The organism is Nocardia sp. NPDC059195, assembly GCF_042754695.1.
GTDB lineage: Bacteria > Actinomycetota > Actinomycetes > Mycobacteriales > Mycobacteriaceae > Nocardia.
In genome coordinates this window covers 58958-80696 of the sequence record NZ_JBHZBG010000031.1, presented here as the reverse complement: position 1 = coordinate 80696, position 21739 = coordinate 58958, and the positions used below count along the sequence as shown (strand labels likewise).

The 21739-nt window shown below is 66.6% G+C and carries 18 protein-coding genes; 5 read left to right on the top strand and 13 right to left on the bottom strand.

What is annotated here, in order from left to right:
* Positions 1 to 138 precede the first annotated feature (138 nt).
* The 6 genes from ACFXKN_RS28530 to ACFXKN_RS28505 all read right to left on the bottom strand — a co-directional run bounded on the left by ACFXKN_RS28530 (position 139) and on the right by ACFXKN_RS28505 (position 8046).
* Positions 139 to 873 (bottom strand): sirohydrochlorin chelatase, encoded by a 735-nt coding sequence (locus ACFXKN_RS28530; protein ID WP_378940272.1) that lies wholly within the window; start codon positions 871 to 873, stop codon positions 139 to 141.
* Positions 867 to 2111: a uroporphyrinogen-III synthase gene (locus ACFXKN_RS28525; RefSeq protein ID WP_379434170.1), complete on the bottom strand. Its 1245-nt coding sequence runs from the start codon at positions 2109 to 2111 to the stop codon at positions 867 to 869. The genes ACFXKN_RS28530 and ACFXKN_RS28525 overlap by 7 nt, the downstream gene beginning before the upstream one ends.
* On the bottom strand, positions 2108 to 2488 hold the full coding sequence (gene nirD, locus ACFXKN_RS28520; RefSeq protein WP_378940276.1) for a nitrite reductase small subunit NirD: 381 nt from the start codon (positions 2486 to 2488) through the stop codon (positions 2108 to 2110). The genes ACFXKN_RS28525 and nirD overlap by 4 nt, the downstream gene beginning before the upstream one ends.
* Before the next feature lie 63 nt (positions 2489 to 2551).
* Positions 2552 to 5101 carry a nitrite reductase large subunit NirB gene (gene nirB / locus ACFXKN_RS28515; RefSeq protein WP_378940278.1) on the bottom strand — a complete coding sequence of 850 codons (2550 nt, stop codon included), beginning with the start codon at positions 5099 to 5101 and terminating at the stop codon, positions 2552 to 2554.
* Between the two features lie 29 nt (positions 5102 to 5130).
* Positions 5131 to 6585, bottom strand: coding sequence for a nitrate/nitrite transporter (locus ACFXKN_RS28510; RefSeq protein WP_378942918.1), 1455 nt, complete (start codon positions 6583 to 6585; stop codon positions 5131 to 5133).
* Positions 6586 to 6900: 315 nt separating this feature from the next.
* A complete protein-coding gene (locus ACFXKN_RS28505; protein WP_379434175.1) occupies positions 6901 to 8046 on the bottom strand; it encodes an MFS transporter in 1146 nt (381 codons plus the stop codon).
* A gap of 339 nt (positions 8047 to 8385) precedes the next feature.
* On the opposite strand from ACFXKN_RS28505, the gene ACFXKN_RS28500 reads away from it, so the two are divergent.
* From ACFXKN_RS28500 to ACFXKN_RS28485, 4 genes are all read left to right on the top strand, one after another.
* Entirely contained in the window at positions 8386 to 9057 is a 672-nt protein-coding gene (locus tag ACFXKN_RS28500) for a FadR/GntR family transcriptional regulator (protein ID WP_379434169.1), read from the top strand.
* 202 nt (positions 9058 to 9259) lie between these two features.
* Positions 9260 to 10744 carry an MFS transporter gene (locus ACFXKN_RS28495; RefSeq protein ID WP_379434168.1) on the top strand — a complete coding sequence of 495 codons (1485 nt, stop codon included), beginning with the start codon at positions 9260 to 9262 and terminating at the stop codon, positions 10742 to 10744.
* A 161-nt stretch (positions 10745 to 10905) separates the two neighbouring features.
* Positions 10906 to 11439 (top strand): GNAT family N-acetyltransferase, encoded by a 534-nt coding sequence (locus tag ACFXKN_RS28490; RefSeq protein ID WP_378940284.1) that lies wholly within the window; start codon positions 10906 to 10908, stop codon positions 11437 to 11439.
* Positions 11436 to 12293 (top strand): hypothetical protein, encoded by an 858-nt coding sequence (locus ACFXKN_RS28485; protein WP_378940286.1) that lies wholly within the window; start codon positions 11436 to 11438, stop codon positions 12291 to 12293. Before ACFXKN_RS28490 ends, ACFXKN_RS28485 begins: the two co-directional genes overlap by 4 nt.
* Here ACFXKN_RS28485 and ACFXKN_RS28480 read toward each other — a convergent pair whose 3' ends face one another.
* The 7 genes from ACFXKN_RS28480 to ACFXKN_RS28450 all read right to left on the bottom strand — a co-directional run bounded on the left by ACFXKN_RS28480 (position 12294) and on the right by ACFXKN_RS28450 (position 20784).
* Positions 12294 to 13262, bottom strand: a complete 969-nt coding sequence (locus ACFXKN_RS28480) for an SCO2521 family protein (protein ID WP_379434167.1) — start codon at positions 13260 to 13262, stop codon at positions 12294 to 12296.
* Positions 13263 to 13304: 42 nt separating this feature from the next.
* Positions 13305 to 14306 carry an SCO2522 family protein gene (locus tag ACFXKN_RS28475; protein WP_379434166.1) on the bottom strand — a complete coding sequence of 334 codons (1002 nt, stop codon included), beginning with the start codon at positions 14304 to 14306 and terminating at the stop codon, positions 13305 to 13307.
* Between the two features lie 182 nt (positions 14307 to 14488).
* Positions 14489 to 15406 (bottom strand): SCO2523 family variant P-loop protein, encoded by a 918-nt coding sequence (locus ACFXKN_RS28470; protein ID WP_379434165.1) that lies wholly within the window; start codon positions 15404 to 15406, stop codon positions 14489 to 14491.
* Between the two features lie 4 nt (positions 15407 to 15410).
* Complete coding sequence (locus ACFXKN_RS28465) at positions 15411 to 17267, bottom strand: SCO2524 family protein (protein ID WP_378940294.1); 1857 nt, start codon at positions 17265 to 17267, stop codon at positions 15411 to 15413.
* Between the two features lie 172 nt (positions 17268 to 17439).
* The gene (locus ACFXKN_RS28460; RefSeq protein ID WP_378940296.1) at positions 17440 to 18291 is read right to left on the bottom strand and encodes a TIGR02569 family protein; all 852 of its coding nucleotides are present in this window, start codon (positions 18289 to 18291) and stop codon (positions 17440 to 17442) included.
* A gap of 111 nt (positions 18292 to 18402) precedes the next feature.
* Complete coding sequence (gene moeZ / locus ACFXKN_RS28455) at positions 18403 to 19584, bottom strand: adenylyltransferase/sulfurtransferase MoeZ (RefSeq protein WP_378940298.1); 1182 nt, start codon at positions 19582 to 19584, stop codon at positions 18403 to 18405.
* Between the two features lie 120 nt (positions 19585 to 19704).
* Positions 19705 to 20784, bottom strand: a complete 1080-nt coding sequence (locus ACFXKN_RS28450; protein ID WP_378942932.1) for a DUF3152 domain-containing protein — start codon at positions 20782 to 20784, stop codon at positions 19705 to 19707.
* A 208-nt stretch (positions 20785 to 20992) separates the two neighbouring features.
* On the opposite strand from ACFXKN_RS28450, the gene ACFXKN_RS28445 reads away from it, so the two are divergent.
* Positions 20993 to 21676 carry a TetR/AcrR family transcriptional regulator gene (locus ACFXKN_RS28445; protein WP_056812916.1) on the top strand — a complete coding sequence of 228 codons (684 nt, stop codon included), beginning with the start codon at positions 20993 to 20995 and terminating at the stop codon, positions 21674 to 21676.
* The last annotated feature ends 63 nt before the right edge of the window (positions 21677 to 21739 follow it).

The window sequence follows — 21739 nt, the reverse complement described above, 5'->3', positions numbered from 1 at the left end:
GGTTAGCGCTCGAAAGCGCTGAGCCGAAGGCTCTAGTCTCGAGCGCTAACCGGCGGCCCCTTGGGGCCGCGGACACGCGCGCGCCAGCGCGCCAACAAACACAGCCCAAACCTGCCTGGGACTACCAATCCCCGGACATCAGCGCGCCCCGACCAGCTCCCGAGCCGCACTCCGATACCGATCAACAATCAACCGAACAACCCCAGGATGCACACCGATCGGCTCAGCCACCCCATCAGCCCCCGCATCATGCAACCGCTGATGAAAAAGACCGTGCGCCAACAGATAAGACGCGATGAACACCCGCGCCCCCGACTCACGAAGCGAGGCAACAACTTCAGGCACCCGAGGCGTCCCGGTCGCCACATACGCAATCTTCACCGGCGCACCGAGCTGCTCGGCAAGCATCCCCGCAGCCCGCCGAACATCCTGTCGCGCACGCGAATCCGAAGACCCGGCCGCCGCAAAAACCACCGCGTCACCCGGCTTCCACCCGACAGCCCGCAACCGCACCGCCATGATCGCGGTCAACGCCGGATCCGGCCCCATCGCCGCCGTCACCGCGACCGCGGAATGCCCACTCTCGGCGACCTCACGCGGAACGTCTTGATACACGTGATAACCCGAAGCGAGAAACGCCGGAACCACCACGGCGGGCCCGTCGAGATCGCGAAGAACCTCCGACGGTGAAGGTCCGAGCACGTCGACAAAAGCGGTCCGCAGCGCGGTATTCGGCGCCGAGGACACCGCGACGCCGAGTTCGGCGGCCACCGCATCGGCGAGCGCGGCGATCATTTCCACCCCGCGCGCACTGCGAGTCCCGTGCGCGACCAGCACCAGAGCCGGATCACCCGGCTGCGCGGCGCTCACCACGCCCCGATCGCTTGCGTGGGCCGGGGCGAGCGAGCGGGCGTCCCGATCCCCGCGGCGTGTGGTGGCTGGACAGCCGCCCGCACGGGCGGAGTGTCGGAGCAGTCAGCCGCGTCCAACGCCAGCCGGTACCCACGCTTCACGACGGTCTGAATCGCCTTGGGAGTCCCGAGACCAGCCCGCAGGCGCGCGATCGCGGTCTCCACCGCATGGGTGTCGTCGCCGCCACCCGGCAGCGCGGCCAGCAGGTCTTCACGCGAGACAACCCGACCGGGCTGACGAGCCAGCGACCGCATCAACGCCATCGGAGCGGGCGCCAGCTGACGCACCTCACCGTCGACGACGACACAGCCACCACGCACGCTGATCAGATGACCGGCCGCGTAGATCCGGCTGGCGCGGCGCGGAAGTTCTTCGGCCACATGGCGAGCCAGCGCACCCAACCGGGCCCGGCCCGGCATCGTCGTCGGCACGCCGAGTTCTTCCAGCGGAGCCGCGGTGATCGGCCCGACACAGGCGGCGAGCACCCGGCCACGGAACGCGTGCAGCACCGATTCCAAGAGCCCGGTTTCCTTGGCGCGCATCAACAGCGACGCCACCGCGGGCGCGCTGGTGAAGGTGACACAGTCCAGGCTGCCGGAGATGATCGAATCGATCATCGAGTCCATCGGCCCACGATCGGCCGGCGGTTCCCACCGGTACACCGGCACCGGAACCACGTCGGCGCCCGCGCAGCGCAGCACCTCGCAGAAGTCGGGAACCGGCTCCCATTCGGTGGTCGCGCCGTGCAGCTGCACCGCGATGCGAACGCCTTCGACGCCCTCGGCGAGCAGATGATCGAGCACCTCGGCCGAGGACTCCGAGGCGGGCGACCATTCCTCACGCAGTTCGGCCGCGCGGATCGCGCCCTTGGCCTTGGGGCCGCGGGCCAGCATCCGGGTCGAGGCGAGGGTGTCGCGCAGGACCTCGGCCAGACCCCAGCCTTCGGCCGCTTCCATCCAGCCGCGGAAACCGATGCCGGTGGTGGCGACGGTGATCTGCGGCGGATCGGCGATCAGCAGCTCGGTGACACGTTCGAGCTCGGTGTCATCGGCCAGCGGGATGATGCGGATAGCAGGGGCGGACGTGACGGTCGCGCCCTTGCGGGTGAGCAGGGTGCTGAATTCCTCGGCGCGCCGCGCCGCGGTGACGCCGATGGTGAAGCCGGCAAGGCAGGGGCCAGTGTCGGTGGGTGAGGTCATGTGGTCTGCACCGGCTCGTTCGAGACCGCGACGACGCCGCCGTCGAGCTGGACGGCGTACACCGGCAGGGACTGGGACTCGTCGTCGAGACAGCGGCCGTCGATCAACGAGAAAGCCTGCTTGAGCAGCGGCGACGCGACGACGGGAACACCGCCACGGTCACCGATGATGCCGCGCGACATCACCGCGGCCCGGCCGAACGGATCAATATTGCCCACGGCGGCGAGCGTGCCGTCTGTGAGTAGGAACAGAGCCGCCTGACGGCCGCCCTTCAGCAGGACAGCAACGCCGCGCCCCGGGATCAGGAAATCGAGCCGGCAAGCCTGGGTCCAGGTCGCGGTCTCAGTGGTGATGGTGGGTGTGTCGATCACGGTCATCGGTTCCTCCTCCGAACGCCTTACCTATTGGTACAGGCGCCCTGTTTCCGCAGCGTTAAGTACTTATTTCCCGGCCGGTGCTGTGTCCGAACCAACACCGACGGGCATGCCGGGAAGACCGAGGAGCACGGGGACCTTGCGTTCTCCGCTGTCGTCGAACGAAATCGTCGCGTCGGCTTCGTCAGGGGCGTTGACGAAGGAGACGAAGCGCGAGAGCTTGTTCTCGTCCTCGAGCACGGCCGCCCACTCGTCCTTGTAGCCCTCGACGTGCTTGGCCATGGCGGCCTCGAGGTCACCGGCGATGCCGAGGCTGTCGTCGCAGACGACGGCCTTGAGGTAGTCGAAGCCACCCTCGAGGGCCTCCTGCCACGGCGCGGTGCGCTGCAGGCGGTCGGCGGTGCGGATGTAGAACATCAGGTAGCGGTCGATGTAGCTGATCAGGGTCTCGTCGTCGAGCTCACCGGCCAGCAGCACCGCGTGCTTGGGGGTCAGGCCGCCGTTGCCGCCGACGTAGAGGTTCCAGCCGTTCTCGGTGGCGATCACGCCGACGTCCTTGCCGCGGGCCTCGGCGCACTCACGCGCGCAGCCCGAGACGGCCAGCTTGATCTTGTGCGGCGAACGAAGACCGCGGTAGCGCTTCTCCAGCAGCACGGCCATGCCGACCGAGTCCTGCTGGCCGTAGCGGCACCAGGTGGAACCGACGCAGCTCTTCACCGTGCGCAGCGACTTGCCGTAGGCGTGGCCGGACTCCATGCCGACGTCGACCAGGCGCTTCCAGATCAGCGGCAGCTGATCCACGGTGGCGCCGAACAGGTCGATGCGCTGTCCACCGGTGACCTTGACGTAGAGGTCGAACTCCTTGGCGACCTCGCCGATCACGATCAGCTGGTCGGCGGTCACTTCACCACCGGGCATCCGCGGGACGACCGAGTAGGTGCCGTTCTTCTGCAGGTTGGCCAGGAAGTGGTCGTTGGTGTCCTGCAGCGCCGCCATCTCGCCGTCGAGGATGTGCTCGCTCGAGGTCGAGGCGAGGATCGAGGCGACGGTCGGCTTGCAGATATCGCAGCCCGCGCCCTTGCCGTGCTTGGCGATCAGCTCGGAGAAGGTGCGGATGCCGGTGACGGCGACCACGTCGTACAGCTCGGCGCGCGACTGCGAGAAGTGCTCACACAGCGACTTCGACACCGCGACGCCGGACTGTTCCAGGAGCTTCTTGATCATCGGCACACAGCCACCACAGGAGGTACCCGCGTTGGTGCAGCTCTTGACGGCCGGGATATCGCAGGCGCCCTCGGCGATCGCGCCGCAGATGGCGCCCTTGCTGACGTTGTTGCACGAGCAGATCTGGGCGTCGTCGGGCAGCGCGTCGGCACCGAGTTCGGCGCCGGCCGGGGAGATCAGCGCGGCGGCGTCGGCGGGCAGCGGGCGGCCGACCAGGGGGCGCAGCGCCGCGTACTGGCTGGCGTCGCCGACCAGGATGCCGCCGAGCAGGGTCTGGGCGTCGTCGGAGACGACCAGCTTGGCGTAGGTGCCCTTGGCCGCGTCGTGCAGCACGACCTCCAGGGCGCCTTCGGTGGTGCCGTGCGCGTCACCGAAGGACGCCACGTCGACGCCCATCAGCTTCAGCTTGGTGGACATATCGGCACCGGGGAACTCGCCCGCGCCGCCGAGCAGGCGGTCGGCGACGATCTCGGCGGTGGTGTAACCGGGGGCCACCAGGCCGTAGCAAACACCCTCGATCGCGGCGCATTCACCGATCGCGTAGACGCTCGGGTCGGAGGTCTGCAGGGTGAGGTCGGTCTGGATGCCACCGCGGGCGCCGATCTCGAGGCCCGAGGCCTTGGCGAGGGCATCCTGCGGACGGACACCGGCGGAGAACACCACCAGCGACGCCTTGATCTCGGCGTCGTCGGACAGGTGCACGGTGACGTTGTCGGCGCCTTCCTCCTCGATCGAGACGATCTTGGCGGTGCCGACTCCGGTGTGCACATTGAGGCCGATATCGGAGACGAGCTTCTCCAGGATCGCGCCACCGCCGGCGTCGACCTGGGCGGGCATCAGGCGGCCGTTGTACTCGATGACGTGCGGGGTCATCCCGAGCAGACGCAGCGCGTTGGCCGCTTCCAGACCGAGCAGACCGCCGCCGACGACCACACCGTGCGCGCCGGGACCGGCCGCTTCGGCGGCGGCGCGGATGCCGTCGAGGTCGTCGATGGTGCGGTAGACGAAGCACTCGGGCAGATCGTGGCCGGGGACCGGCGGCACGAACGGGTAGGAGCCGGTCGCCATGACCAGGGCGTCGTAGGCGATGACGTCGCCGCTGGTGCTGGTGACGGTCTTGGCCTCGAGGTCGATGGACTCGCCGCGCTGGCCGAGTCGCAGGTCGACCAGTGCGTCGCCGTTGTACATGTTGCCGGGCAGGGCCAGGTCATCGGCGTTCCAGTTGCCGACGTAGTAGGACAGGCCGACGCGGTCGTAGGCGGGCAGGCTCTCCTCCGACAGGATGATGACCTGCCACTGGCCTGCCTCGTCGCGCGAGCGAAGGGCTTCGACGAAGCGGTGTCCGACCATGCCGTGGCCGACCACGACCACTGTTTTGCGAGTGCTGTTCATGAGAGTGACCTCCTTGTAATGGTCGGTTGTCAGCGAGCCGACGAATTGGCCGACGAAGCGTTGGTTTCGGCCTCGAGGACCAGGGACTCGGCCTCGACCACGACAGCGGTGTCGGAGGTAAGGCGCGGACGGCGCAGGAAGACCGTCCAGGTAACGGCGGCGCAGACCACGTAGAAGGCGAGGAACACCCAGAACGCGGTGGTGGCCGAAGCGGTGCTGGCGTAGGAGCTGCGCAGCACCATGTTGATGCCGACCCCGCCGAGGGCACCGATGGCGCCGACGAAGCCGATCAGGGCGCCGGAGGTGTTCTGCGACCAGGCCGCCTGCTCGACCCGCGAGACGGGCAGGCTCTTGGACTTGGCCTCGAACACCGACGGGATGATCTTGGTGACGGCGCCGTTGCCGAAACCGGACAGAACGAACAGGGCGATGAAGCCCGCGACCAGCAGGGTCATGGTGGCGCCGGTGGCGATGCCGTTGTTGCGGTCGGCCAGCGTCGAGGCGGTGATCACGAGCAGCGCGGCGGCCATCATGGCGCCGAAGGTGACGATGGTGACCTTGCTGCCACCGATCCGGTCGGCCATCTTGCCGCCGTAGGGGCGGGCCAGCGAACCGAGCAGCGGGCCGATGAAGGCGATCGACGCGGCGTGCACGGCGGCCTGGGCGGCGGTGTCGCCACCGGCCTTGAAGCTGATCTGCAGGATCTGGGCGAAGGCGAAGCTGTAGCCGATGAACGAACCGAAGGTGCCGATGTAGAGGAAGGCGATCGCCCAGGACTGCGGCACCCGAAGGGCCTTGACCATGTAGGACAGGTCGGCCTTCTGGTTGGTCAGGTTGTCCATGAAGAACGCGGCGCCCACTGCGGTGACACCGACCAGGACGAGGTAGATGGCACAGATCACCGTGGCGTAGTCGCCGCCGAGGGTGACCAGCACCAGCAGGCCCAGCAGCTGGATCACCGGGACACCGATGTTGCCGCCACCGGCGTTCATGCCGAGCGCCCAGCCCTTGAGGCGCTGCGGGTAGAACGCGTTGATGTTGGTCATCGACGACGCGAAGTTGCCGCCACCGAAGCCGGCGAACGCGGCCACGATCAGGAACGTGGTGTAGGACGTGCCGGGCTGGTTGACGAAGTACGCGGTCAGCGCCAGCGGGATGAGCAGCATGAACGCGGAGAAGATCGTCCAGTTGCGGCCGCCGAAGCGGGCGGTGGCGACGGTGTAGGGAATGCGCAGGAACGCGCCGACCAGCGTGGGCATGGCGACCAGGAAGAACTTGCCCGCCGCGTCGATGCCGTACTTATCGGTGGGCATGAACAGCACCATCACCGACCAGATCGACCACACCGAGAATCCGACGTGCTCGGCGATCACCGACCAGATCAGGTTGCGCTTGGCGACATCCTTGCCACCGGCTTCCCAGGCCGCGACGTCCTCGGCATCCCAGTTGTCGATGTCGTGGTTCCGCTTCAGCGTGCTCAAGATTGGGCCTCCCAAAAGTGCGATGGCCCAACGGTAGGAAATGGGTATTGCCGAAATGCTGCGGGAAATGTCGCGCGAATCAACGGTTTCTCACCATCACCCGATCAGGGGGGTGAGATCAGCCCTTTTGTTTCGTGCATGTGACGCAACGATTTCCGCACGTAAGGAAGCAGCAAGAAAGCGGCAGAAACGCCCGTGAGGGTGTGATCTGCGCCGCCCCTCCGCCGATTCTACGACTGGGTCACACAGATCGCACTTCGGCAGGCAGGCGGCAGTGAGAAATTGTGCGTCAGCGAGTTACCGACGATCAGTCGGCATTTACCAGGTGTCTTCGAGCATGCGCGGTTTGCAGGCCTGCCAGGCGCCCGCGAGGAGGACACCGAGGGCGAGGAACAGCATGGCGAAGGGGACGAGCCAGCCGCCGGTCCAGGTGTGCAGCATGCCGAACAGCAGCGGGCCCAGGCAGGCGATCGCGTAGCCGACGCCCTGGGTGAAGCCCGACAGCGCCGCGGAGCCATGGGGTGTGCGGGTGCGCAGGTTGATCAGCGTCAGCGCCATCGGGAAGGTGGATGGGCCGAGACCCAGCAGCACGACCCACAGCAAGGGGGCGTGCATCGGTGCCACCAGCAGGCCGACGAAAGCGGTCGCGAACAGCACCATGCAGCCGACAACAACGGGGAACGGGTTGCGCATCCGCGAGACCACGGTGGGCGCGCCCAGTGCCGGGATCAGCCCCATCAGCGCGAACAAGCCCACCATGCTGCCGCCGAAACCGGCGCTCGCGCCCGCGTCGGACAGGATCTTGGGCAGCCAGGCGAACATCGCGTAGGTGGTCAGCGAGGTCATGCCGAACATGCCCGCCATCCCCCAAGCCAGCGGCGAACGCCAGACTTTGCCGGTCTCGGCTGCGTCGGCGGGCAGCGCGGTGGTGTCGACCGTGTCGCGACCACGCCGATCGCGCAGCACCACCAACCACGGGATCGCGGCCGCGAAGCCGATCAGCGCCCACACACCCATCGAGATCCGCCAGCCGTGCGCCTCGGCCACCGGCACCGCGATGAACGCCGGAATGACAGTACTGAGCTGCACCATCACGATGTAGAGCGAGCTGATCACCGCCAGGTGATCACCGAAATACCGCTTCACCAGCGGCGGAATCACCACATTGCCGATGCCCATGCCGAGCAGCGCGACCCCGGAGAACCCCAGCAATTCGACGGTCCCGGTGGAGAACACCCGCACCAGCGACCCCGCACCGGCCAGCAGCATCGCCACCAGCACGGTCCGTTCGAGCCCGAATCGGCGCACGACCAGCGGCGCGATGAGCCCGGCGAGCCCGAACATCGCGGTCGGCAACATGCCGAACACCCCGATGATCCCCGCCCCGTACCCGACCTCGGCACCGATCCGCTCGGCAAGCGGACTGAATGCCGTGACAGCGGCGCGCAAGGTGAGCGCCGACATGATGATGGCCGCCAGAACGAGCAGCCGACCTTCGATCAGCGACCGCTCGGTGATCTCGGGAGACGGGTCGACGCGACCACGCCGGTCGTCCACAGGGGTCGACCCGGCGCCAGAAGCTGGCTGGAAATCACGGAGCGGCGGCACTCGAGAATCATAGGATGACCCGATGACTTCTACAAGCGACTGTGAGCGATCTCCCGAACGCGAGGACATGGGTAACTCACCGGGAACGGGCTGACGCACCGCCGACATCCCGCCGGCCGCCTGCCCAGGTCAACCCCGCGCACAAGTCCGGCCTGAAGTCCCGGGGAGGCGGAACAGCCCAGTACCCTTACCTACGTGCAACCCGTCCGGCGGACCAGCCTCATCGCCCAGGTAACCGAACAGCTTCGGGCCGAGATCCGTTCCGGCCGTTGGCCGGTAGGTCAGCGGATCCCCACCGAACCGGAGCTCACCGAGCTCACCGGGACCGGCCGTAATACCGTCCGCGAAGCCGTCCAGGCGCTCGTGCACGCGGGCATGCTCGAACGCCGCCAGGGCTCGGGCACCTATGTGATCGCCACCTCCGAGGTCGGCGGCACCCTTGGCAAGTATTTCGCCGACGCGCACGAACGCGACATCCTCGAGCTGCGCCAAGCCCTCGACACCACCGCGGCGGGACTGGCCGCGCGCCGCCGCGACGACGCCGATATCGCGAACCTGCAGCGCTTGCTCGCCGAACGCAGCAACCGGAATTGGGCCGAGGCCGACCCGGTGACCATCGCCGCCGATGTCGAACTGCACCGCGCGATCGTCGTCGCCAGCCACAACGCGGTGTACCTGGAGTTCTACGATTCGCTGCTGCCGATCATCGAGCAGGTGATCCACGCGCGCACCGCGAAATCCGACGACGCCTACGACACCGAGCACGCCGAGCTCGTGCAGGCCGTCATCGACGGTGACTCCGAGCGAGCCGTGCAGGCCGCCAACTGCTTCCTCGGGTCACTCATCGCCGAATATCCGGACCGCTGAACAGCGCGTAGCGCCGCTTACTGAATCCAGGTAACCGGGCTGTCACCACCAGCGAATTCACGCGGTGAGCCCGAGTTGCCTGGAATGTCACCTGAGGCCATTATCACGCAACAACCGGCTCCTACCTTTATCTCGACACCGCAAGGAGCACCGCCGAACACCGGGCGAGCTGCTCCTATCGAGCCCGATCGAGAGGAAGCCGATGACCGCGATAGCCGCCACCGGCCATGAGACGGAAGCCCCGTCGTTCGAATACCAGAAGAAGGGCCGCTGGATTTCCCATTGGGACCCCGACAACTCGGGGTTCTGGGAATCCGGCGGTGCGAAGACCGCCAAGAAGAATCTGTACTTCTCCGTATTCGCCGAAAATCTCGGCTTCAGCTTGTGGGTCATCTGGGGCTCCATCGTCACCGCGATGGGCCCGGCCGGCTTCGGCTTCCTGGAGGGTCTCGGCAAGGGCAACGCGGTGGCCGTGAGCAACGCGCTGCTGCTCACCTCGATCCCCACCTTGGTCGGCGCGGCCCTGCGCATTCCGTACACCTTCGCCGTGCCGCGGTTCGGTGGGCGCGCGTTCACCGCGTTCAGCGCCGCGATGCTGTTCCTGCCCGCGCTCGGCATCCTCTACTTCGTCAACCAGCCGAGCACGCCCATGTGGGTGTTCCTGGTGCTGGCCTCCCTCGCCGGTGTCGGTGGCGGCAACTTCTCCTCGTCGATGTCGAACATCTCGTTCTTCTTCCCCGAGGGCAAGAAGGGCGCCGCGCTCGGCCTCAACGCCGCGGGCGGCAACCTCGGCGTCGCGCAGACCCAGCTCATCGTGCCGCTGCTGATCACCTTCGGCACGCACATCATGGCCAAGGACGCGGGCGGCTACCGCTTCGGTATCACCCTCGCCGTGCTGTTCTGGCTGCCGTTCATCGTGGTCGCGACCCTCGGCGCGCTGTACTTCATGGACTCCCTGGCCGAGGCGAAGTCCGACGGCAAGTCCTACAAGCTGGCGCTGACCAACCGGCACACCTGGATCATGTCGTTCCTCTACATCGGCACATTCGGCTCGTTCATCGGCTTCTCGTTCGCCTTCCCGACCCTGATCAAGGCCACCTTCCCCGATTTGGCCAAGATCGGCTGGATCACCACCCTGGGCAACCTGGCCTTCCTCGGCGCCCTGGTCGGTTCGTTCAGCCGCCCGTTCGGTGGTTGGGTCTCCGACAAGATCGGCGGCGGCGCCAAGATCACCGTGTTCGTCTTCGGTGGTATGTCGATCGCGGTGGCGGTCATCGTGCTCGCTGTCGACCTGAAGAGCTTCCCGATTTACCTGACCGCCTTCCTTGCCCTGTTCATCCTGGCCGGTATCGGTAACGGCTCCACCTACCGGATGATCCCGTCGATCTTCAACGCCACCGCCAAGAAGTACGCCTCCGAGCACGGCATGGACCTGACCGAGGCGGCCACCTCCGCCAAGCGTCAAGCCGGTGCCGCGATCGGTGTCATCGGCGCGGTCGGCGCCGCGGGTGGCTTCGTCGTCCAGCAGGCCCTGCGTCTGTCCAACGTCCACCTGAAGACCATGGCCCCCGCCTTCTGGGCCTACGCCGCCATCTTCCTCGTCATGGCCGCCGTCACCTGGTGGTGCTACCTGCGCAGCTCCTTCGCCACCGACAAAGCCCCATCCCTGGCCTACGCCAGCGTTTGATCCATCCACCCCGCCCAGCGGAAAGCCACGTTCGGTTCCCCTCCCGAACGTGGCTTTCGGCTGTGTGACAACACATTTCGAACCGTGTTGTGGCCGCCGCGCCCGAACTGCCCTTACTCTGGAGTTCAGACTGGCACCGGGGCGGGCAGAGGTGAGTGCTGTTGGACATCTCGAATGAGGTGGCAGAGCTACGGTTTCGAGCCGCCTCCGTCGAAGATCTGGTCGCGATAGCCGAGCTCGAATCCACCGAGTTCATGCCACTCGCCTACCCCTATTTCGCCCTGCGCCAACTGTTCGACATTCACGGATCCCATTGGGTGGTAGCGGATCTGGCTGGTTCGCTGTGTGGCTACGCGATGGTGGCCATCGGTCGGCACAACGCCTGGCTGCTGGGTCTGGCGGTGTCGTCCGGGCACCGGGGGCGCGGACTCGGCCGGCTATTGCTCGAGCGGGCGATGGCACACTGCCGGTCATCGGAGGTCGACGCGGTCTTCATCACCGTCCGTCCGTCGAATGTGCCCGCGTCGAATCTGTACAAGGATTCCGGCTTCACCTGGGCGAACTACGAGGACCAGTATTTCGGGATCGACGAACCGCGAGACCTGTTGGTCCATCGGCTCGGCTACGACTGGACCGCCACCGACCCCACCGACCGACGCTGGTTCAAAGACCGCGGACCGGTGGACGATCGATGACCGAGCACATCGGATTCGATCGTCCAGGCGATTTCGTCGCGTCCAAGACCACGCTCATCCGCCGGCATGCCAGCGCTTTCACCGACGTCGTGGCCGACTTCCTGCGATCCACGCACCGGCCGGACGAATACGAGCTACTCGATGACCTCAACCATCGGGTCGAACAGTTTCTCGCCGACTACGTCCCACCCTCGACTCGCCGGGTCGGCGACAGCCTCGTTTTCGCGCACCTCTATCGCGAGGCCGACCCCGGTGTGCTCGAATCCACCGGCCGCGAGCATTCCTGCGAAACGATATTGACGGCGTTGTTCGCCGCCGAGATCGAGTTCCGTGGGCCGTTGCGCCTGAGTCGCACGCAATCCACGCTCCTCGCCGATATCTACGAAGAGCTCGGTGGACAACTATCGGCACACCGCTTGCCTGCGCACGCCGCACTTGCCTACCGACAGGCTTATCGGCTGCACACCACCACCGAGAATCCGCGCGGCCAGGATCGTTGTGGCCTGAACATGGCGCGTGCCCGCACGAAGGCGCGCGGTCGACGCTTGCGGCGATTACCCGGCGCGGTCTCGGACCTGTTGTGTGGCTACGGTTATCGACCATTTCTTCTGCTGGCGTGGATCGCCGCGGAGATCGCGGTTTTCGTCACGGCCTTCTACGTGACCGCCCCTGACATCGAGTTCCTCGCCGCGGTACGGATCGGATTGGTCAACTTCCTGAATCCGGTCGACCCCGAGAGCGTCGGTGTGCGCAGCTTGCCCGCTAAGGCGACATTGATCGTCGAGTCGTACGCGGGCATCGTGTCGACCTCGGTGTTCTTCGCGCTGCTCGTGCGGCAGTTGTTCCGGCTGTGATCACCACCGGGACTGCGATCTACTCAGCGCTCCCAGCGTCGCCACCGCGACACGATCGCGCAACTGACCGATCCGTGAGTTCCATTGCACGGTGAACCCGGGGTCGGTCTCGACAGCGTTCCACAACCCGCGCAGCGGTGGGGGCGTGAGCGCACCGGGAAGCCACAGGTGGACGAGATGCTCCAGCAACGGGGCGAGCACCTGAGCGGGCGAACTGCCCGACAACTCGGCCATCTCGGCCTCGTCGATCACCTCGGTGAGCACCGTCAACAGCCAGTCGTGCACCGCCAGGTCTTCGCAAAATCGTTGTACCGCGGCCAGTTCGGTCTCATCGCCGACGACCACCGAGACGAGTCGTGTCTCGTCGTCGAGCAGCACGAACGACAGGCTCGGCGCAACGCCTGGCCGGACCTGCGCGGCCCACCGCAGCCGGGCCGCGCTGGTCTGGATCGGCGGTGTCTGGTTCAGCGTCAGATCAGTGCGCACCCGGGTGAACAGCCGGGCCGCGATGGCGCCTGGGTCGAGCGTCACCGTTGTCGGATCCGGCGGGCCGAGAAACCCGTCGACCAGTTGACCGCCGATGCCCGGCGAGAGCCGCGTGAGGGTTTCGACGGTGCCGATCCGGCCGAGGTAGTGCCCCCAGCTCCGCCGGTGCGTACCTTCACCGGCGACCACCGTGGCCATCGCCGAACTCTGCAGGATACGACCACCGCGGATCGTCGCGTGGGTGGCGACAGTGCCGACCGCGCGCACCTTACTGCGGTTCGGCGTCGCCAATCGGCAGTCGACACCTTCGTGGACGACCGGGGATTGCGCCCAGGTGACCGGCCGCTCCCGCGATTGCGCGCGGCGACCACGAACCAGGGTCAGCAGGTCTGCCGCCGATACCCGGCTCAGCGCCCGCGACTCGGGAAGTAGACCGGTACGGACCTCACCGAGAAGTGCCAGCGATCCGCCGCTGAGATGCATTGTCGCAGCGTATCCGGTATCGATCGACAATGTGGCACCGGATCAGACAGCGCTCAGGAAGAAGTGCGAGAGCCGGTCGGCGACATCGCCGGTCAGCTCGATGCGCTGCTCGCGCGCACGCCGGTTGAGCAACTCGACGACGCCAGGATCCGGCTCGACATGGCCGAGGATCATGCGCACCGCGTGCTCGATACCCACGTAGCGCTGCGGCAGGATCGACAGCGACCGGAACGCTGCGAACGGGGCCGCGTGCTCCTGCAGCTTGATCACGCTCGGGAATTCGTCCCAGCGCGCAGGCCATTCCCTGTCCGGTCCCCATTGTTCGGCATTGACGATGGCTCGTCCTTCGAAGCGAAGCATTCCAAGACGGAGGAGCTGCCACACCGACGCCAAGAAGGGGCACGACCACAGCACATCCTGCGTCGCGGCACGGTTGCGCCACATTTCGACATCGAGGAACAGCGAATGATTGCGAGCGGCGAACTCCGCCGAGGGCCGGTAGTTCACCTCCATCGCCTGCTCCCCCTCACGATCACTCGATCGCTGGCCGTTGCAGAGCCAGCCGGATTCCGCGGTGGGCGGGCGACGTCCGGCGCTGCCAGGAGCCGGTTCCGCGATGATCGAGTCAGCGACCATCTGCGCCAACGGAATCAGTGTTTCGTCATGCTGCCTGCGCCGATGTTCGTGGCAGCCCGCCTCGCTACCGAGATAGTCGATCCGCACCCCTGACTCGGCGGCGATGCGGAGGAGGTTGGGCACGATCACGCGCGGGTCGGCGTCGGTCTGAAAGTAATCATCGAGGAGGAAGCAGGTACTCACTCGAACGCGCGATGGGCCGCCGGCAGCGGCGGCGAATTCCTGCCTCGCGACCTCGGTGAACATCTCGATCAACGGGGCTACCCGGCGAAATTGCGCGGCGATCGCTGCTTCACCGTTGATCAGGTCGGACATATAGAAATGCCCTACCTCGATGGAAACATGCGCCAACGGAACAGCTTCGACACGCACAGACGCCGTCGACTCGGCGTAGACGGCGCCAACCACAAATTCACAGCCCCTTTGTCAACCAATCCCGGACAGAACCGCGTGCGATTCTAGCCACGAACGTGCCTATCGATCGGATCGACACACCCGATCATCGATAGCAACACGCCGAGCCCAATTTTCCTCTCCCCCATCCTATTTCGCAAGTCGGTCGACATCGTGATGGTCGCGACTTGCGGTGACTACACCCGCACCCAGGTCGCCCTATCCCACAACCTGCGAGCCAACTCTTCGAAGGCCTCGACGGTCGCCCGATTGGCGATACCCGCGTTGACATCGGCGTCGAGGACGATCTGCTCCCGCCATTGCAGGACCGGCTCCACCGGTGTCTCCCCCAACAGCGCGCCCGCGCCGAGTCGATACTCCGCCGCGAGCGACTTCAGCGCGTCGTTCTGCTTGAGCAACCACGCCGCCTGTGGTCCGCCGCTGGCCGCGTGCTCATCGGTGACGCGCGGCACCGCGGTGCGGACGAAACGGATTCGGGCCAGCAGATCCTCGGCGGAATAGCCGAGGTCGACACCTGTCTTCAGCAACCCGTTGGTTCCGTGCACCAAACCCTGCGCCGCCATCAGATGCTGACGAGTCCAGCGGTGGTAGACGAGCCAGAACACCTCTTTGCCCGGCATGTCCTGCGGCCGAGTGGCTTCCAGCGCGATCTGCATGGCCACTGATCGTCCGGCGCTGAGGTCGACGATCACCACCTTGTAGGTGCTGTCCAGATCGAGCAACAGTTCACGGCAGCGGCGCACCACCTGCGAATCGTTGGCCGACATGCTCTCGCCGCCGCCCTCGTCACCCGGTAGCAGGAACAACTTGCCGCCACGTCGCTGTCCGCGCAGCGCATCCCGGTTGGTGCTCGCCCGCACATCGATGCGCTGCGGAACACTGTTGTGGCCACGCAGGTAGCTGTGCACCCCGTTGCCGGGTGTCGTGCCACGTTCGACCGAGCTGATCTCGAACAGCGCGCCCGCGGTCGGTGAACCGAAGTCGAAGTCGACGTAGACGGTGTTGATCCCGCGCAATCCCAGCCGGTAGGCAAGGTTGCAGCTGGTCACCGAGCGGCCCGTTCCACCCTTGTCGGAAGTGGCGAAGACGATCATCGGATCAGGAGCTCCTCATCGCGTCGAGGCGGGCATAGGCGAGCCGATCGAGTTCGATCAGGGCGGCCGAGGCGAGCGTGAAGGCCGTTCCCGGTTGGGTATTCACCACATTTCTGGCTCTGGCCAGTTGCTGCTCGACGCCGTCGAGCGAAATGCGATTGGCCGAGGTGTCCTCGACGCTGACGTTGAGCATCTCTTGATTGAGCAGATGTTCGGCCTCGTTGAGCAGCTCGACAGCACGAACCACCATGGCCGGGGACCGCAGGGGCGCTTCTCGGTAGGTACGGTCGGCGGTGACCAGACATTCGATCACCCGCTCGGTCATGTACCAGGACGGCAATGTCTGACCGGCGGCTGTCGCCGACCCGAACGCGGCGCCGGGATCGTCCCACAGCCCGACCGCGTCACCGTCGGTGATCATGCGCAGATCGATATGGTCCATTACCTTTTTCGCCAGCTCCATCAGCCGGTCACGCGCGGTGATGTTGCCCGAGAGACGAGCTGCCTGCAGCGAACGCTTGAGCAGCACCGGCGCGAAATCCGAGGCGACCCATTCCAATCGAGGCCCACCGCCTTCGACGAGTTCGCTCCCGCGCAGTTTCATCCGCACGCCCGGATAGTGCAGGGCGATCGACGGGTCGGCCTTCGTCGGTCGGCGGACGATTCGACCGCGGCTGGCCAGCTCGTCGAAGATCCCGATCGCTCTGGTCAGATCGTCGTCGGAGGCGGTGCGGGCCACCAGTTCCTGGATCAGCACCGCCGACACGATGAGACTGAAGTAGTCCGACTCCTCGCCGTCGGAGGTGCGCCACGGAATGTCCTCCAGCGGCCATGTTCCGGTGCCGAAACGGGCGACGGTGGACCAGTAACGCTGAGTGATATCCCAGCGCACTCGCAGCGCTTCGGCCAGGCGATACTGGGTGTCGTCGAGCAGGTCGAGCTCTCTGGTTCGTTGCGAGAGAACGTCGTTGATGCCGTCGAGCGCGGTGATGGTGAAGTAGAGGTAGGGCCGAGGGTCGGCATAGCCGGTGCCGGAGCCGATCGCGCTCGGTACGAAGTCGACCGGATCCGCACCCTGGACCACGCCCCAGCTCCAACCACACTCGAAGAGCAGGTCTTCGTCGTCGAGTTCGGATTCCGGCGCCCGGCCGAGCGTGACGTCACTGCGCAAGCGGGCGCGCACGCGCTCGAGGCTGCGAGCGACGGCGTCGATCACCGATTTCTCCGGCTGCCCGGACTGATTGAGCATCTCGAGCATCGCCTTGCCCGACGGTGACCGCGGTGATGCCGTGTTGACCACGAAGCTCCGAACGAGGCCGGTCATCGCGGCCGTCAGCCGAGTACTCAGACCGGCGCTCAGATCGACGATCCGAGCACTGATGTCCTTGCGTCGCTCAGTCCGGGCCCACCGATCGAAGACCCGCGCGAAGCCGAGCGCCGCGATACACACGGTGACCGACATGGAGTACCCGTCGACGACTTCGAGCGCGTGCTGCGTCGGTGTCGGTTCACGGTCCGCGGGCGCGGACAGGTAACTCCCCGCGTCGAAGCGGGGTAGCCCGTCGGCACTCGTGTTGCGCGCCAGATACTCCTCGGTGAGACCGAGCACCGTGATGCCGATTCTGGCTTGTCCGCCGAAGGCCTCCAACGCCACTTTGACGTCGTCGGACATGGCGTCCGGCCGATCCAGCGCGAAACTCTCGATCTCCGTCGCCGGGTACAGCAGGCACAGCAGCTGTTCGGAATCGCTGATCGAATTGGCGCCGAGGACGCCGTCCCAATGCCACTTCTCGTCCCGATAACAGGCCGAGAGCATGGCGCTCCAAATGTCCAGAATCTGTTGTCTGGGCTGGATTCTCACCCGCAGCAATCCTCACCGCTCGTGACGGGCCGCAGTGGATCCCCCGGGTCCAAGGCAGGACACATGGCGGCGATGCTCGATGAAGATAGCACGCGTGGCAGCAGGAAACGTTGGGTCTCAACGGATTTGAGACCACATCCGACCCATCGGTCACGATGCGCGCAATTCGCCCTTACAGCGCCAAACGGACCATGTCCGCGGTGCGGGCGAGCCCGGGGAAGGCTTCGGGGGTGGAGCGGGGGTGCAGGGCGTGCACAGCCAGGCGGAACATCAAGGCGCGTAACAGCATTTGGGGCCATTCGGGCAGCGTGGCCCAGCGGTCGAGTAAGCCGTCGTCGCCACCACCCCAGGCCAGTGCGTCGACGACAACGACCCCGGCGGCCCAGGTGGCGGGGCGCCAGTACGGGGTGATGTCGGTGAGGCCAGGGGTGTGGGCGCCGGTGAACAGGACGGTGCCGAAGAGGTCGCCGTGGACTAGTTGGTTGGGGCTACGGACGGGTTTGCGCAGCGTCGAGAGCTGGCCGATCAGTTCGAGGGAACGCTGACCGTCGGGGGTGGCCGCGACGGGGACACCGCCCGCGCGCAGGGTGCGCAGCGGGACCGATTCCCAGGCGGCGCGGTCGGCGGCGACGAACACGTCCACGTCCACCCAGGGTGCGACGGGAGGCTGGACCAGGAAGCGGGGGCGTTCCAATTCCGCTGTCGCCTTGTGCAAGCGCAACGAGACCGAGACGACCTCGTCGTGGCGGGGCTCGGGGGCACCGTCGACGAAGGTGTCGGCGCGCCAACCGGAGACCACATAGCGACCGTCGGTGGCGCGGACGGGGCGGGCCACGCGCAGTCCGTCGACCGCGAGATGTTCGCGTACTTTCGCCGACCACGCGGCCCGCGCGTGATCGGCGACGGGGCTGAGGACCACGTCACCCATGCGCCAGCCACCGTCCCAGTCCCCTAGGGAAACCGGCGTCACTTCGCGAAGCCCGAATGTGGCTCGCACATGCTCGGGAGGTTCGACTGAGGTCACGGCCGTACCGTAACCCCGCGATCACCGGAGGCGTCCCAAGGCACGCTGTGATACTCCACTTTGCGACCTCACCGCAATAAGCGGCGAGGCCGCAAACCGGCAGCTATCGGGTCAGTAGACCGGCAGTGACGGATCGACCTGCTTGGCCCAGGCCACCACGCCGCCCTGCAGATGGGTGGCGTCGGCGAAACCGGCGCGCTTCAACGCCGCCAGCGCCTCCGCGGACCGGATGCCGGTCTTGCAGTGCAGCACGATCGGTTTGTTCTGCGGCAGTTCGGCCAGTGCCTCGCCGGACAGGATGCGGTCCTTGGGGATCAGGGTCGCGCCCGCGATGTGGACGATGTCCCACTCCACCGGCTCGCGCACGTCGATCAGCTCGATCTTGTCGGCGTCGAGCAGATCCTTGAGCTCGGCGGCGGTGATGGTGGACCCGGCCGCGGCGGCGGTGCCTTCCTCCGACACCACACCGCAGAACGCGTCGTAGTCGATCAGTTCGGTGATCGGCTCACGCTGCGGATCGCGGCGCAGCTTGATGGTGCGGTAGTTCATGTCCAGTGCGTCGTAGACCATCAGACGGCCGAGCAGCGTCTCACCGATACCGGTGATCAGCTTGATCGCCTCGGTCACCATCACCGAGCCGATCGACGCGCACAGCACGCCGAGCACGCCACCCTCGGCGCAGGACGGGACCATGCCCGGCGGCGGGGCCTCCGGGTACAGGTCGCGGTAGTTGATACCGCGGCCGTCGGGGGCGTCTTCCCAGAACACCGAGACCTGGCCCTCGAAGCGGTAGATCGAGCCCCACACGTAGGGCTTGCCCGCGAGGACGGCGGCGTCGTTGACGAGGTAGCGGGTGGCGAAGTTGTCGGTGCCGTCGACGATCAGGTCGTATTCGGCGAACAGTTCGACCGCGTTCTCGGGTTCCAGGCGGATCTTGTGCAGCCGCACGTCGATCCCGGAGTTGATCTCCAGGACCGAATCGCGGGCGCTGTCGGCCTTGGGCCGGCCGATATCGGATTCGCCGTGGATGATCTGGCGCTGCAGGTTGGAGGCGTCGACCTCGTCGAACTCGACGATGCCGAGGGTGCCGACACCGGCGGCGGCCAGGTAGAGCAGGGCGGGCGAACCGAGGCCGCCCGCACCGATCACGAGGACCTTGGCGTTCTTCAACCGCTTCTGCCCGTCGACACCGAGATCGGGGATGATCAGGTGCCTGCTGTAGCGAGCGATTTCGTCCTTGGTCAGTTCCGCGGCCGGCTCGACGAGCGGCGGCAACGTCCCATTGAGAGACACGTGAGAACTCCTGTATCTATGGCGGCGGGCGCGGCCCGATTACCGGTGGCCGCTCTGCTGACTACAACAAGACCTGCCGCGCTGTTCTTCCCCGTTCATGTTCCCGCATGGGCGGGGCCACTATCCGCGCGGGTACGGCCAGGGGTTGAAGCGGCAGGTTTTGCCGTCGGCGGGGACTACGCCGTGGGGGTCGAGTCGGGCGATGTCGTTGTTCCTGGTGCCGAAGGTCTGCTGCATCATGATCGGCGCGAGGCCGCCGTCGGTCTCGCACGGCTGGTGGCCGTGGTAGCCGATGGCGTGGCCGACCTCGTGGTTGATCTGGTACTGCCGGTAGGAGCCGATGTCGCCGTCGAAGGCGAGGGCGCCGCGCACCCAGCGGACCTCCGACAGCACGACGCGATCGAGGTCGGCGTTGTAGCACGACGAGTCGATCGGGATCTCGAATCCGCACGCGGCGCGGGTGCTCTCGCGCGAGGTGAGCGAGAGTCGGAAGTCGGCCGGGCCTGCGTCGATGCGCTGGAAGCCGAACTTGGGGTCGTTGGTCCAGCTCTTCGGGTTGGCCAGGGTGGTCTCCACCATTTTCGCCACGGCATCGTCGCCACCGAACGGTGAGGTATCGATGCCGTCCTCGACTTCGACGGTGTAGCGGAACACGCGCTCGGTGCCAACGCCGACCTGGGCGCTGGTGCCCGGAACGACATGCCAGGTGCCCGCCGCGCGGTCGGCGTACGCGCCACCCTCTGGCAGCGCACCGAGGGGCAGATCGGCGGGAAACTTGCCGTCGCCTGCGGGGGGTGCGCCGATGATGCCGGACTGCGCCACCTTGGGACTCAACGCGCCGAAGCCGGGATCGTTCGGTGGCGGTAGAGGGCCGGTGCGCACCGCGTCGACGGCGACGAGCACGGTGATGGCGAGCAGCACCGGCAACGCGTAGGCACGCCATCCGTAGGCGGAGACGAATCGGCCGAGCGCGCTCTGCTTCTTCGCTTCACGCAGCGGGCTGCGCGGGCGGCCGTTGTCGTGGTCGGTGGGATCCCAGCGGGCCCGCAGCGGCTGCCGGGATCGATCGGCGGGCTGATAGAGCCCGAGCGGGTCGTAGACCTGCAGTTCCCGCCCCTCCGACGCCGACGTGACAGCACCGGACTCGGAGGGTTGCGTGGAGCGAGCGACATCGCGCCCGCCGTCGGCATGGTCATCCATCCGGTCGGTCACCCCATCAGATTCTCACAGTGCGCAAATCCGCCGTGCGGGCGGCCGGAGGAGTTCGCACGGTTACGGCCCGGCGAACGCTGTGGACTGGTACTACATTTCCAGGGCGAGACGCAGGGCGAACACCGTGCGAGTATCGTTCGTGGGATACCCGGACCGCACACCCGATGGTCAGGGGAATCGACTATAGAGAGCCGAGATGACTGACCTCGTGGACCGCATGCCCTCGCGCCGATCGGTGCCGGAGACGGTCCCGGCCAAGCGCGGCACCCGCCTGCCTCGTGACGAGCGCCGCCAGCAGTTGCTGCTCGCCGCCAGCGAGGTCTTCGTCCAGCGCGGCTACCACGCGGCGGGAATGGACGAGATCTCCCAGGTGGCCGGGGTCAGCAAGCCGGTGCTGTACCAGCACTTCGCCAGCAAGCTCGAGCTATACCTGGCGGTGCTGCAGAACTACGTCGACATTCTGGTGTCGAGCGTGCGCCAGGCGCTGCGCTCCACCACCGACAACAAACAGCGCGTGCGGGCCGCGGTCGCCGCGTACTTCGATTTCGTCGACAACGAGATGCAGGGCTTCCGCCTGGTCTTCGAATCCGACCTCACCAGCGAACCGCAGGTGCAGCGCCGGGTCGAGCAGGCCACCGAGGCGTGTGTCGACGCGGTGTTCGATCTGGTCGCCCACGACTCGGGTCTGGACCCCTACCGCGCCCGGATACTGGCCGTCGGCCTCGTCGGTGCGAGCCAGTTCTCGGCGCGCTACTGGCTCGAAGCCGATCGCCCGGTGCCCAAGGACGAAGCCGTCGACACCACGGTGTCACTGGCGTGGGGTGGCCTCAAGCACGTCCCGCTGACCGCCGCCCAGCGCGCGTACTCGCAGGATTTGTAAGCCCGATTCAACAAAGAATGCCCCGCCATCTCGAAGATGACGGGGCATTTTTGTGCTCGCGGA